Here is a 12,746-nt window from a genome sequence, read left to right as displayed (position 1 = left end):
GAATAAGTGTGGAGTAGTCTTTTTGTTTAGATAAAGAACAGATGAAATATAAATTTCGAGTATAGTTAAAGATAAAATGGCTAGTCTTTATCGATTTATATCACAAGGTGTTAGTATTAATAGTTTCACCAACCCTAGTAACAACTTGGACAAGTATTTAATTTTCTGTATAATTGTACAGGATGTAATAAAAAATTGCATATTGTGAGACATGTTGGTTCTTTACTTTGATTTGGTAAAGAGAAAAGGGAAGTCGGTGTAAATCCGACGCGGTCCCGCCACTGTATGTGTGAGTAAGTCGTAATTTGTCACTAAAGCTTAACGTTTTGGGAAGGCACGGCAAGCTGTGATCACGAGCCAGGATACCTACCAACATGGAGACCACCAATTAGAACTACGCGGATAGAGATGGTGTCAGTAAAAGTGCATTTTAAGTACTACTATGTATAAATTCACTGTCATCGTATCTCTCGTCGCAAAACGAGAGATTTTTTTATGAACAAGGAGGAAATGCAAATGAAGAAAATATGGCAATTTTGTTTAGTGATCGTTTTAGCACTAGGCGTATTAGTAGGCTGTGGCCAAACGGAAGATACAAAGAAAAAGGAAAGTAGTGAGCCAGCAACAGAGCAACAGGTAGCAGGATATCCATTAACAGAGACTGATGCACTTGGTAATGATGTAAAATTTACAGAAGCACCAAAGAGCATCATTACTTTAGTGCCAAGTAATACAGAGATTCTTTTCGCGTTAGGTTTAGAAAAAGATATTACTGCTGTATCGGATAATGATGATTATCCTGAAGCGGCAACGAAAAAAGAAAAAATCGGTGGCATGGAATTTGACGCCGAGAAAATTATTAGCTTAAATCCAGACGTTGTTTTCGCACACGAAACACTTCTAGGTACTTCAGAAGCAGGTCTCCAACAATTACGTGACGCAGGATTAAAAGTTTTCGTTGTAAAAAATGCTGGTAATTTTGAGGAAACGTATAAAACAATAGAACAAATAGGCCACATTACTGGTAAAGCGGATGAGGCTAAAAAGATTACTGCTGATATGAAAGCAAAAGTAAAAGAAGTACAAGCTAAAGTGAAAGATGTAAAACAAAAATCAGCATTCGTGGAAACATCAGACGAACCTGATATTTACACAGCAGGTAAAGATACATTTATGCAAGAAATGTTTGACCTAGCTAATATTAAAAACGTCACAGCAGATCAAACAGGTTGGTTCAAAATTGACGCTGAAGAAATTGTGAAACGAAATCCAGATACAATTATTGTGAAATATGACTATGTAAAAGATATTGTCGAGAAGGTGAAAAAACGCCAAGGATTCGATAGTATTACAGCTGTTAAAAATGATGCAGTTATTCAAGTTGATGCGAACTTAACAAGCCGTACAGGTCCTCGTCTTGCTGAAGGATTAGAGGTCATTGCAAAAGCAGTATATCCAGAGGCTTTTGAGTGAAGAAAACTATTTTAGGGTACATCATAGCCTTTGTGATTTTAATTGTTAGCATTTGGCTAGGTGTATCAATTGGTTCTGTAAAAGTACCAATTAGTACGTTATGGAATACGGCAGCGGATCCAACAGCGACGAATATATTGTGGAAAATACGCATGCCACGTGTTGTGCTTGCAGGGTTAGTAGGAGCCTCACTGGCAATTGCGGGTGCTGCTTTCCAAGGATTGCTGAAGAATCCTCTCGCCGATCCGTATACGTTAGGAGTGTCATCCGGTGCCTCGGTAGGTGCTGTGGTGACGCTCTTTTTCGGCATTTCGACCCCTATTTTTGGTATATACACATTACCAGCCTTCAGCATGCTAGGGGCCTTACTGGCGATGATGGGTGTAATGGCTTTTGCACGATTAGTTGATCGTACTATGAAAATGGAAACGCTAATTTTAACAGGGATTATCGTGAGTTCATTTTTAGGTGCATTAATTTCATTGTTAATTGCCTTAACAGGTGATGAGTTACGGCAAATCATTGGATGGCTTATGGGAAGTGTTTCAATGCGTGGATGGCCATATGTCAAGATGGTGTGGCCTTTTGTACTCATCGGATCATTTTTACTATGGTTAAACCGTCGTGAATTAAATGCGATGTTATTTGGAGAAGAACGTGCCAAGTATCTTGGTGTTGACGTAAAGAAAAGTAAAATTCTGATATTAATAGGTGGATCTATGTTAACAGGTGCTGCAGTTGCAGTCTCTGGAACAATTGGCTTTGTTGGACTCGTTGTACCCCATATGACACGACTTTTATTTGGGGCAGATCACCGTCATTTGTTGCCTTTATCGTTTTTAAATGGGGCATCATTATTAATTGTTTGTGATTTATTTGCTCGTACGATTATTTCGCCAACAGAGTTACCAATAGGTGTCATTACTGCACTTATTGGGGCACCAGTATTTTCATATATCTTTTTCCGACAAAGAAGAACGAAAGGTGCGTAAGTATGCTTACTGTAGAAAATATTACTGGAGGCTATGACGCCACCAGACCAATAATTCAAGAGGTTTCGTTTACCGTGAAAAAGGGCGAAATTCTTGGTGTATTAGGACCAAATGGTAGCGGCAAATCCACATTATTAAAAGTGATAAGTGGTATCTTGCCATCAACAAATGGTCAAGTACTTATCGAAGAACAAAATATTAAACATTTCTCACCGAAGGAATTCGCGCGTAAAATGGCAGTTTTACCACAGCTTCATGCTCATGCCTTTTCGCATACAGTACGTGAGACGGTAGCCTTAGGACGATATCCACATCAAAATAGTTGGTTTTCAACATGGTCAGAACAAGATGAAAATGCAGTGAAAACAGCTATGAAGCAAACTGGTGTGGATAGCTATGAACATACAAACCTCGAATTTTTATCAGGTGGGGAGCAACAACGTACATTTGTAGCACAAGCACTTGCTCAGCAAGCCGATATCTTACTTTTAGATGAACCTACGAATCATTTAGATATTGCACATCAACGACAACTACTAGATATGATTCGTCTCGAAGCAGTGCAAAATGGTTTAACTGTTATTTCTGTTTTCCATGATATGAATTTAGCTTCACTCTATTGCGATCGGCTATTGTTAATGGATAAGGGACATGTAAAAGCTATTGGGGAACCACATGAAGTGTTGAAAGAGAAGCAAATTTTAGAAGTATATAATACGCGTGTTTCAAGTTATCCGCATCCAGAATTGCCAAAGCCACAAGTAACACTAATGCCAACAGCTACGGATGAACGTGAATCCTATGTAGTGACAAAAGAACAATTCAAAATAAGAGATGAATTTGTTGAGCTTCGTACGGAATTTCCTTTAAAGACCGTTTCCTCAGCTGTTCACAATGCCGGTTTTGGATGGTTCCAATCATTTGTCAATCGTGCAGTTGATTTGAGTTATATGTGTTCGGATGCACATGAAGAATTAAAAAGTTATCTTGAACAACATGATTTTATGCCATCGAATACGGTGGCAATGATGACTGCAGTTGCAGCCAAGCATGTTGTTATTCGTGAATTTTCAAACACTACAGGAAGTATTATTGTTGCAGTTACAGCTGGCGTAGGTAATGCGGTAGATGTTTCAAGGGCACATGAGAGAGTGAGTAAACCGTATATTGGAACGATTAATACTTGGGTCATAATTAACGGGAAACTAACAGAAGAATCCTTTATGCAAGCAATGATAACGGCAACTGAAGCGAAGGTAAAAGCAATGCAACAAGAAGAAATCATGGATCCAATATCCAATACGATTGCAACAGGTACATCAACAGATAGTCTATTAATTGCTGCGACACAAAATGGAACGTTTATGGAATATGCCGGGCCTATCACAGATATAGGAAAGTTGATTGGTCAAGGGGTTTATGAAACGACAGTTACAGCACTACAAGATTACAAACGTGCCAAGGGAAGGTTATAAAATGTTAGCACATATAATTGCCTGTACCATTGGGGTAGCTTTAGATTGGTTAATAGGTGACCCGCCGAAAATGCCACATCCCGTACGTTGGATTGGCACATTAATTGCTAAACTAACAGAGCGTTTAAATAAAGGTAAGCATCGCAAATTAAAAGGGCTCTTACTTGTCCTAATTGTAGTTGGTTTAACAACTGTAATTACCTTTGCTGTAATTTATTTTGCATATTCTATCAATGTAATTCTAGGTATTTTTGTAGAATCAATATTAATAGCTATAGGTTTAGCAGGGAAAAGTCTCAAACAAGCAGCACTTGAAGTATACAATCCACTTGTATCAGAAGATTTGCAGGAAGCTCGTGTGAAGTTATCTTGGATTGTAGGGCGTGATACAGAGCATTTATGTGTACCTGAAGTAACGCGAGGTGTAGTAGAAACCGTGTCTGAAAATACGAGTGATGGTGTAACAGCACCACTCTTTTGGGCGTTTTTATTTGGCGGTGCTGGACTATGGATGTATAAGGCAGTTAATACGCTTGATTCAATGGTCGGTTACAAAAATGAACGTTTCGCAGATTTTGGATACGTAGCAGCACATGTGGATGATGTACTAAATTATGTACCAAGTAGAATGACAGGTTTATTACTTATGCTAGGTACAAAAAATGAAAGTGAAAAACCATTTGCATATCGCATGAAAGGATGGCTACGTGATGCAAAAAAACATCCAAGTCCAAATAGTGGTTGGCTCGAAGCGGCTACAGCATATCAATTAGGCATTCAGCTTGGTGGTGTGAATAGCTATAAGGGGATAACCTCAAATCGTGCGAAAATGGGTGAGTGCCATTTCGAACTAGGGCCTCAGCATATTATACGTTCTATTAAACAGATGCAAATTGTAACCATATTATTTTGGCTACTAATGGTCATTTTAGGAGGGGTTTTCGTTGTCATTACCTAATCATGGGGCAAATCCATATCGTTTATATACACAGCTCGGCATCAAACCGCCAACTGATATATTAGACTTTAGCGAAAATGTAAATCCAGCAGGAGCACCAGATTTTATCAAAAATGATTGGGCCGATTATTTGCAATTATTGCAACGTTATCCGGATCCAGAAGGTGAGCCATTTCTATCTGCTGTCGCTAAATATCACGACATTTCTACAGAAAACATCGTATTAGGCAATGGTGCGGCGGAAATCTTCTCATTACTTGCGACATATTTCCGGGGAAATAATGCAATTATTTTACATCCGACTTTTTCGGAGTATGAAGCGACATTAAAAGAAAATGATGTAGAAATACAGCGTGTAGTTTGTGAAGATATCGTTAATTGGAAGTTACCATTAGACGAACTTCAACAAGCAATGCAAAATGCAGATGTCCTATACCTATGTACCCCTAATAATCCAACAGGTGTATTACCTTCGAAAGAAGAACTTCAACAGCTTATTGAATCTGCAAAGGAATCGAATTGTAGTATTGTATTAGACGAAGCTTTTATAGATTTTGTTGATGAAAATGCATCATTTATACAATCAGTAAAAGAAAATCATCAGGTGATTATTGTACGTTCAATGACGAAAATGTACGCAATTGCAGGTATAAGGCTCGGTTATATGGTAGCCGCACCTGAGGTGGCAAGTGCAATACGGAAGCTCGCACCTCATTGGCATATTAATGGTATAGCAGCAGTAATTGGAGCACGATGTTTAAATAAGGAAGAAGATGCTTTTCGTCAGAAAGCTTGTGATTATGCTCTGCAAATGCGTACGAGTTTTCAAACGTTTTTACGACAAAATCATTGTCTTGTTACGAACAGTGTCACTAATTATATGAGCTTTCAATTGCCCGATCCTGTACAGTCACAAAGTTTCTTTACTTATATGCTTGAGCGGGGCATAGTACTTCGACATACCGAAAATTTCATTGGAATGGAAGGTGCATGGTTCCGCGTAGGTATGAAAGCACCGGAAGCAATGAATCGTTTAGAAGAGGAGATGATGCATTGGTTTCGAACGAACTCGTCTTTATAACAGGTGGGGTGCGAAGTGGAAAAAGCGCATATGCAGAAAAGTGTCTTATAAATTTAGTAGCTACATCGCCTAAGAAGCGACTTGTTTATGTTGCAACAGGTGTACCGTTTGATGAAGAAATGAAACAAAGAATCATCCGACACCAAAATGATCGAGCAGGGCAACGGTGGACGACAATTGAACAACCAACCGACTTTTCCAAGCTCCTCTCTAAAATAAAAGAAGGTGACGCGATATTATGGGATTGCGTGACCACTTGGCTAACGAATGAATTTTATGATGGTTATGAAACTGGTGTGAGCTGTTTTCAAAAAGAAGGTTGTATTGAGCGGAAATTTATAGAGATGCAAAATACGATTTATGCATTACGTGAAAGAAATATACCGATTGTTGTCGTTTCGAACGAAGTGCTAGATGAGCCCCTTTCTACTAGTTATGAAGTGAAACTTTATCAAAAATGGCTAGGTCGTATTCATCAATGGTTTGTAGCGGAAGCAACTACTGCAATCGAAATGGAATATGGACAAATGCATCAATGGAAATAATACAGATTTAAAAGAGGGGGATTCTTTTGCGTACGATTTTCCATAGTATTTTACTTGCTTTTCAATTTTTTACCGTCGTGCCAGTTCAAAAAGAATTACCACTTACAAAGCCGACGATAACGGGGATGTTCTCGCTCCTACCTTGGTTAGGTGCATGTATGGGCATAGTCATGGCTTCTGTTTTTTATAGTTTGCAACACTGGACGGATATCAGCCCGTTATTAACAGCCTTTTTACTTGTTGTTGGATTTATCATTTGTACAGGTGGATTGCATTTAGATGGCTGGGTTGATATGGGAGATGCGTTTTTTTCCTACCGTGATACTGAGAAGCGACTAGAGATTTTAGATGATCCCCGTATTGGCGCTTTTGGTGCAATGTCCTTATTGTTCTTAGTACTAACGAAGATTTTCTTTCTAGCTGAATTGATTGAAAAAGGCGAACTATCGATTATGTGGATTGTCGCGGTACCATTTTTAGCTCGGCTGGGAATGTCCTTATATTTTATCCAGACAAAATGTTCAAAGCAAAAAGGGTTAGCCTACTTTTTTAAAGAAAAACTATATGTACCTCAATTTCTTATTATGACGTGTGTATCAATGCTTATTGGCTTGTTTTTTATAATTTGGTGGAGTGGGGATTTCATCTTACCTCTTATATTACTTGTGGTTGTAGTCGTTGCATCAGGTCTGTATAAAATTTGGACTGTGCGTAATTTTCGCGGTAGCTCAGGTGATTTACTTGGTGCTTTTATTGAAGGAATGGAGGCCATTTTATGGATTACGCTATTACTATTGAGTTAATGCGCCATGCTAAAACTAAAAGTAATGTTGAAAGGAAGTACCTTGGCTGGACTGATGAGTCGATTATTCCTAATCAAAATTTGCCGATAATCGATGAGTTAGCTCCTGTAGTTTTCGGAAGTGATTTAGTACGTTGTAAGGAAACTGCTGCTTATTATTTTCCGAATGCTACTTACGTGAGTAATAAAGGATTTCGTGAAAGTCATTTTGGTGATTTTGAATGCAAAACTTATGACCAGTTAAAAGATATACAGGCGTATCGTAATTGGATAGACAATCCATATGAAATAGCACCACCAAATGGCGAGACATTACAGCAAGTCATGTTTCGCGTTACAGATACCGTCAAATCGTTGCCAAAAGATATGGTGAATTACAAAATAGTCGCTCATGGAGGTTCAATTAGAGTGTTGTTAATGCAATTCGCACCAGAGGAAAAAAACTTTTGGGAGTGGCAAGTTCCTCATAACGAAAGATATCTATTACACTGGTCTACGAAAAAACAATTCGAGGAGGGACAACGATGCACGTTTTTATCGGTGGAGCCTATAATGGTAAAAGGGACTATGTAAGAAACTGGCTAGAAGAACAAGGAAAAAAAGATGTTGCTTGGCTAGAAAGTGAGTTACCAATGGCTGTTCCTGAAGCTTCGACAATTGTTGTCTCAGGTCTTGAAAATTTCGTGGCAAAAAATTTGAATATCGATGAGGATACATTAGCTTCTCAACTATTGCAGCAACTGCAAGCATTAGGAACAGAGAAGGAACTTATCGTTATTGTGACAGAGATGGGCAGAGGTATTGTCCCAATTGATGCTAATACGCGTAAGCTCCGTGACATTTGTGGAAGATTTTATCAGAAATTATTTAAAATTAGCCCACAAATAACTCGTATTTGGTATGGTATAGCTGAAACAATAAAATAAATCAGGAAAGAAGGAAGAGAGATGAACCTATATACACGTACAGGTGATAAAGGGAAAACAAGTATTATCGGAGCGCGAGTTGATAAAGATAGTCAACGCGTTGAAACTTACGGCACAATTGATGAATTAAATTCATTTATCGGTAAAGCAATGACGGAATTAGATCCTGCTATTTTCAAAGATATATTAGAAGACTTAGAAGCAATGCAAAATGAATTATTCGATTGTGGTGGAGATCTTGCTAACGTCATGAAAGAACGCCATTATAAAATGACAGATGGACCGATAGAAATTATGGAAAAACGAATTGATGTACTAATGGATGAACCACCATTACTTGAAAGATTCATCTTACCTGGGGGCTCACCTGCAGCGGCTACTTTACACATTGCACGAACAATTACACGTCGAGCAGAGCGCCAAATGGTCACTCTACTAAAAGAGTCCGAAGAGGGCGACGTGCCATTAGTTGTACAACGTTATTTAAACCGTTTATCTGATTATTTATTTGCAGCTGCACGCGTAGTAAACGCTCGCTTAAATGTGCCAGATACTGAATACGTTCGAAGTGCCAAAGTATTTAAAGATGGTGGACGTTCAAAGAAAGCAAAGGAATGAATGATTAATTATGAAACTTAAAACCTTAACTTTAACAGCTATGATTGCAGCTCTATGTGCAGTAGGAGCAATGATTAAAGTGCCGGGTGGGCTCGGTTCTATGGCACTTGATTCGGCTCCTGCTTATCTAGGTGCAGTCTTTTTACCACCAGTAGCGGCAGGTGCAGCGGCAGCGATTGGTCATCTTATATCGGCAATGACAGGTGGTTCTTTCCTAGGTCCATTGCATATCTTGATTGCTGTAGAAATGTTCATCATATTATGGGGCTTTGCTAAGCTTCATAATGCGGGTAGAAAATATTTGAAATGGGTTTTTGCTATAATCGCTAACGGAATTTTAGCGCCGTTACCATTTTATTGGTTGAATTCACCGGAGTTTTTCTTTTCGATGGTACCAGTACTATTAATGACAACGCTTTTAAACGTCGTAATTGCAGCAGTTGTAATGCCCGTATTTTCTCGTGCCTTTCAACGAAAAGAGGCACATTAAAAAATGAGAAATGCTATGCAATTATCGAATGGCTTTATCGTTACTACAGATAATTCCGGAGCAATTGGAGAAAAAGAGCAAGATGTAGTTCAAGTGCCAGATGATGTAACAAGTTATTATTCTGCTAGAGTAACATTACTAGAACAATGGGCGGCTGGTGCAGAACCTGAAGCTATAGTTATGCATAATTTCAGTAGTGAATCGAGCTGGGGACGTTATGTGAAAGGTATTACGCAATTATTTGATGAATTAAGTCTGCCAGTACCACCGATCAAAGGCAGTTCTGAAACGAATATGCCTACTTTACAATCAGGTATTGCCATCACAATGATAGGGGCCCCAGTTCGAACTTTAACGGATGTCAAAAAGCTTCATTGGTTTACATATGGTAAACCGTTAGTAGGTAATGAATTACTGGAGCATCCAGAATATATTGCGAATTTATTATTCGTAAAAAAAGCGCTCGATTCAAATATTATAGGGCGTATTTGGCCTGTCGGGTCAAAGGGAATCCACTCTGAAGTTAGAAGTTTACTTGGAGACGTTTCTTTTTTAAGTTCATTAGACTGTAAAAAAACGGCTGGTCCTGCGACTGTAATTTTACTAGGTATTTCTGAAGAACAGGTAAAGTCGGCAGAACAACATTTTGGCCAATTATTAGAACCTATAGTTTTTTTATAAATTGAAGACTAACGAATTACTAAATAAGTAATTCGTTAGTCTTTTTTTAGAGCGTTTTTAATGAAATAGGTTGCAAGTTTATCTATAAAATTATGAGTTAATTATATTATTAAATATTCATATTAAGGAAAATTCAGAATTCACATGTAATTCAATCGAAATTATGCTAGAATTTTTAATAAACTTTGAGAAACATGTATAAGCAACAAGACAACGGAAATTTTGTATGAAATCATTGATAAACTTAAAATTATGAATTCTACAAATATTATTGACTGAATGCTCATTCATATTTTACAATGGTTACAACATATACATTTCATGGTAAATCACTTAGCGTGCGTTTTAACGAAATGTAACAATCGTATATCGAGCATCACAGAGGGGGAAATGTTATGAATCCATTGTTAATTGCAAACTGGATACTATTTTTAGTAGTAGTAGCTTATGGTTTATTTTTATTCGGTTACTTGTTAAAGACGCGTTATGAATTCGTCAAAATGGGGAAACAAGTAGAATTTGACAATGATGTTAAAGCACGTTTACACAAAATTTGGGTGTATGTATTTGGACAGAAGAAGTTATTAAAAGATAAAAAAAGTGGAATTATCCATGTTATGTTTTTCTATGGCTTCATACTAGTTCAACTGGGCGCAATTGATTTCATTTGGAAAGGATTAAAACCGGGCTCTCATTTACCTTTAGGACCCGTATATCCATATTTCACATTCATGCAGGAAATTGTGTCGTTAGTAATTTTAGTCGCTGTTGTTTGGGCGTTTTACCGCCGCTATATTGAGAAGCTTGTCCGCTTAAAGCGTGGCTTTAAATCAGGATTAGTATTAATTTTTATCGGTGGATTGATGGTTACAGTTCTAGCAGGTAATGGTATGGGTATGATTTGGCATGATCATGCTGCTACTTGGTCAGAGCCAATTGCATCATCTATAGCTACGGTATTTGGATTTTTACCACCTACAGCGGCAACTGTTGTGTTCTTTGTTATGTGGTGGATTCATTTATTAATTCTATTAACTTTTTTAGTATATGTACCACAATCAAAACACGCGCATCTAATAGCGGGTCCAGTGAATGTTTACTTCAACCGTTTAGATCATGTTGGTAAGCTAACGCCTATTAACTTTGAAGAGATGGAAGAAGAAGGGGAAGATGGAGAAGAAGAAATTCCATCGTTTGGTGTTGGGAAAATTACAGATTTCACACAACTACAACTAATTGATTTGTATGCTTGTGTAGAATGTGGCCGTTGTACGAATATGTGTCCAGCAAGTGGAACAGGAAAAATGTTGTCACCAATGGACTTAATTACAAAATTACGTGATCACTTAACATTTACAGGTGCCGTTGCAACACGTCAACAACCATGGGTACCATCATTCATGTTCAATAAAGCACAAGGAAATCAGTTAGCCCTTGCAGCTGGAGCAGAAGGTGCTGTTATAGAAGACATCTATAGTCCATCATTAATCGGGGATGTCATCACAGAAGAGGAAATTTGGGCTTGTACAACTTGCCGTAACTGTGAAGATCAATGTCCAGTAATGAATGAGCACGTTGATAAAATTATTGACCTTCGTCGATATTTAACAATGACAGAAGGACGTGTGAACCCAGACGCACAACGCGCAATGACTAACATTGAAAGACAAGGTAATCCATGGGGGATTAACCGTAAAGAAAAAGAAAACTGGCGCGATGTTCGACCGGATGTTCATATTCCAACGGTGAAAGAAGTATCAAAAGTTGGTGAAGAGTTCGAGTACCTATTCTGGGTTGGTTCAATGGGATCATTTGATAACCGCTCACAAAAAATTGCATTATCTTTTGCGAAGTTGATGAATGAAGCTGGAGTGAAATTTGCGATTTTAGGTAACAAAGAAAAGAATTCAGGAGACACACCACGTCGTCTTGGTAATGAATTCTTATTCCAAGAGTTAGCAACAGCTAATATTAGTGAATTTGAAAAAACAGGCATTACAAAATTAGTAACGATTGATCCACATGCATATAATATTTTTAAAAATGAATATAGTGATTTTGGCTGGACAGGTGAAGTATATCACCATACAGAATTACTTTATGACTTAGTAAAACAAGGTCGTCTAAAACCGCAATTTGCAATTGAAGAAACTATTACGTTCCATGATTCATGTTACTTAGGCCGATACAATGATGTTTATGATCCACCGCGTGAAATCTTAAAAGCCATTCCAGGTGTGAAGTTAGTTGAGATGGAACGTAATCGTGAAACCGGTATGTGTTGTGGAGCTGGTGGAGGCTTAATGTGGATGGAAGAACATGTTGGTAACCGAGTGAATGTAGCTAGAACTGAGCAAGCACTTGCAGTGAATCCAACTATGATTTCATCAGGTTGTCCGTATTGCTTAACGATGCTTTCGGATGGTACGAAAGCGAAAGAAGTGGAAGAACAGGTAGGCACATATGACATTGCTGAATTACTAGAAAAATCTGTATGTGGAGAATATAAACCACCTGTTGAAGAAGTTGTTGAAGAACCAATTACTCAGTAATTAATTGCGTTGGAATTGGTAATTATGTACAATATTACTAAGTAGAATAAGAGAGTGCTAGGCGCTCTCTTTTTTTCTAAAATTTTGTTGAGCGAGCGTTCAGTCGAGAGAATAAATGAATTCTCGTTTTCTTTAAAAAGAATAATGTAAGCG

General features: G+C 37.9%; 13 protein-coding genes and 1 riboswitch. All 13 genes read left to right on the top strand.

The annotated features are described in order from the left end of the window. Window positions 1-198 precede the first annotated feature (198 nt). Window positions 199-388: riboswitch (cobalamin riboswitch) on the top strand. Window positions 389-516: 128 nt separating this feature from the next. The 13 genes from AMD00_RS15655 (at window position 517) to AMD00_RS15595 (ending at window position 12,593) form a co-directional block, all read left to right on the top strand. Continuing rightward, the gene (locus tag AMD00_RS15655; protein WP_053417926.1) at window positions 517-1,473 is read left to right on the top strand and encodes an ABC transporter substrate-binding protein; all 957 of its coding nucleotides are present in this window, start codon (window positions 517-519) and stop codon (window positions 1,471-1,473) included. Further along, window positions 1,470-2,465, top strand: a complete 996-nt coding sequence (locus AMD00_RS15650) for a FecCD family ABC transporter permease (RefSeq protein ID WP_053417925.1) — start codon at window positions 1,470-1,472, stop codon at window positions 2,463-2,465. The genes AMD00_RS15655 and AMD00_RS15650 overlap by 4 nt, the downstream gene beginning before the upstream one ends. 2 nt (window positions 2,466-2,467) lie before the next feature. Then, entirely contained in the window at window positions 2,468-3,940 is a 1,473-nt protein-coding gene (locus tag AMD00_RS15645) for an adenosylcobinamide amidohydrolase (RefSeq protein ID WP_053417924.1), read from the top strand. Between the two features lies 1 nt (window position 3,941). Next, window positions 3,942-4,898, top strand: a complete 957-nt coding sequence (gene cbiB / locus AMD00_RS15640; protein WP_053417923.1) for an adenosylcobinamide-phosphate synthase CbiB — start codon at window positions 3,942-3,944, stop codon at window positions 4,896-4,898. Beyond that, on the top strand, window positions 4,885-5,979 hold the full coding sequence (gene cobD, locus AMD00_RS15635) for a threonine-phosphate decarboxylase CobD (protein ID WP_053417922.1): 1,095 nt from the start codon (window positions 4,885-4,887) through the stop codon (window positions 5,977-5,979). The genes cbiB and cobD overlap by 14 nt, the downstream gene beginning before the upstream one ends. Then, window positions 5,952-6,524 carry a bifunctional adenosylcobinamide kinase/adenosylcobinamide-phosphate guanylyltransferase gene (locus AMD00_RS15630; RefSeq protein ID WP_053417921.1) on the top strand — a complete coding sequence of 191 codons (573 nt, stop codon included), beginning with the start codon at window positions 5,952-5,954 and terminating at the stop codon, window positions 6,522-6,524. The genes cobD and AMD00_RS15630 overlap by 28 nt, the downstream gene beginning before the upstream one ends. A gap of 26 nt (window positions 6,525-6,550) precedes the next feature. Further along, entirely contained in the window at window positions 6,551-7,327 is a 777-nt protein-coding gene (gene cobS / locus AMD00_RS15625; RefSeq protein WP_053417920.1) for an adenosylcobinamide-GDP ribazoletransferase, read from the top strand. Then, complete coding sequence (locus tag AMD00_RS15620) at window positions 7,300-7,899, top strand: histidine phosphatase family protein (RefSeq protein ID WP_053417919.1); 600 nt, start codon at window positions 7,300-7,302, stop codon at window positions 7,897-7,899. Before cobS ends, AMD00_RS15620 begins: the two co-directional genes overlap by 28 nt. Next, entirely contained in the window at window positions 7,851-8,252 is a 402-nt protein-coding gene (locus AMD00_RS15615) for a bifunctional adenosylcobinamide kinase/adenosylcobinamide-phosphate guanylyltransferase (protein WP_053417918.1), read from the top strand. Before AMD00_RS15620 ends, AMD00_RS15615 begins: the two co-directional genes overlap by 49 nt. A gap of 21 nt (window positions 8,253-8,273) precedes the next feature. Beyond that, window positions 8,274-8,870 (top strand): cob(I)yrinic acid a,c-diamide adenosyltransferase, encoded by a 597-nt coding sequence (locus AMD00_RS15610; RefSeq protein ID WP_038180107.1) that lies wholly within the window; start codon window positions 8,274-8,276, stop codon window positions 8,868-8,870. A gap of 10 nt (window positions 8,871-8,880) precedes the next feature. Then, window positions 8,881-9,360, top strand: a complete 480-nt coding sequence (locus tag AMD00_RS15605; RefSeq protein ID WP_053417917.1) for an ECF transporter S component — start codon at window positions 8,881-8,883, stop codon at window positions 9,358-9,360. A gap of 3 nt (window positions 9,361-9,363) precedes the next feature. Further along, window positions 9,364-10,041 carry a hypothetical protein gene (locus tag AMD00_RS15600; RefSeq protein WP_053417916.1) on the top strand — a complete coding sequence of 226 codons (678 nt, stop codon included), beginning with the start codon at window positions 9,364-9,366 and terminating at the stop codon, window positions 10,039-10,041. Window positions 10,042-10,436: 395 nt separating this feature from the next. Further along, entirely contained in the window at window positions 10,437-12,593 is a 2,157-nt protein-coding gene (locus tag AMD00_RS15595; protein WP_053417915.1) for a (Fe-S)-binding protein, read from the top strand. Window positions 12,594-12,746 lie beyond the last annotated feature (153 nt).

It is taken from the genome of Viridibacillus arvi (assembly GCF_001274945.1).
GTDB classification, from domain to species: Bacteria; Bacillota; Bacilli; order Bacillales_A; family Planococcaceae; genus Viridibacillus; species Viridibacillus arvi.
Note: the sequence above shows the minus strand (reverse complement) of the source record. Positions and strands in the feature narration are given on the sequence as shown.

Coding starts and splice junctions, on each gene's coding strand:
- AMD00_RS15655 (WP_053417926.1), top strand. CDS start 517: ATGAAGAAAATATGGCAATTTTGTTTAGTGATCGTTTTAGCACTAGGC.
- AMD00_RS15645 (WP_053417924.1), top strand. CDS start 2,468: ATGCTTACTGTAGAAAATATTACTGGAGGCTATGACGCCACCAGACCA.
- cbiB (WP_053417923.1), top strand. CDS start 3,942: ATGTTAGCACATATAATTGCCTGTACCATTGGGGTAGCTTTAGATTGG.
- AMD00_RS15620 (WP_053417919.1), top strand. CDS start 7,300: ATGGATTACGCTATTACTATTGAGTTAATGCGCCATGCTAAAACTAAA.
- AMD00_RS15615 (WP_053417918.1), top strand. CDS start 7,851: ATGCACGTTTTTATCGGTGGAGCCTATAATGGTAAAAGGGACTATGTA.
- AMD00_RS15610 (WP_038180107.1), top strand. CDS start 8,274: ATGAACCTATATACACGTACAGGTGATAAAGGGAAAACAAGTATTATC.
- AMD00_RS15605 (WP_053417917.1), top strand. CDS start 8,881: ATGAAACTTAAAACCTTAACTTTAACAGCTATGATTGCAGCTCTATGT.
- AMD00_RS15600 (WP_053417916.1), top strand. CDS start 9,364: ATGAGAAATGCTATGCAATTATCGAATGGCTTTATCGTTACTACAGAT.
- AMD00_RS15595 (WP_053417915.1), top strand. CDS start 10,437: ATGAATCCATTGTTAATTGCAAACTGGATACTATTTTTAGTAGTAGTA.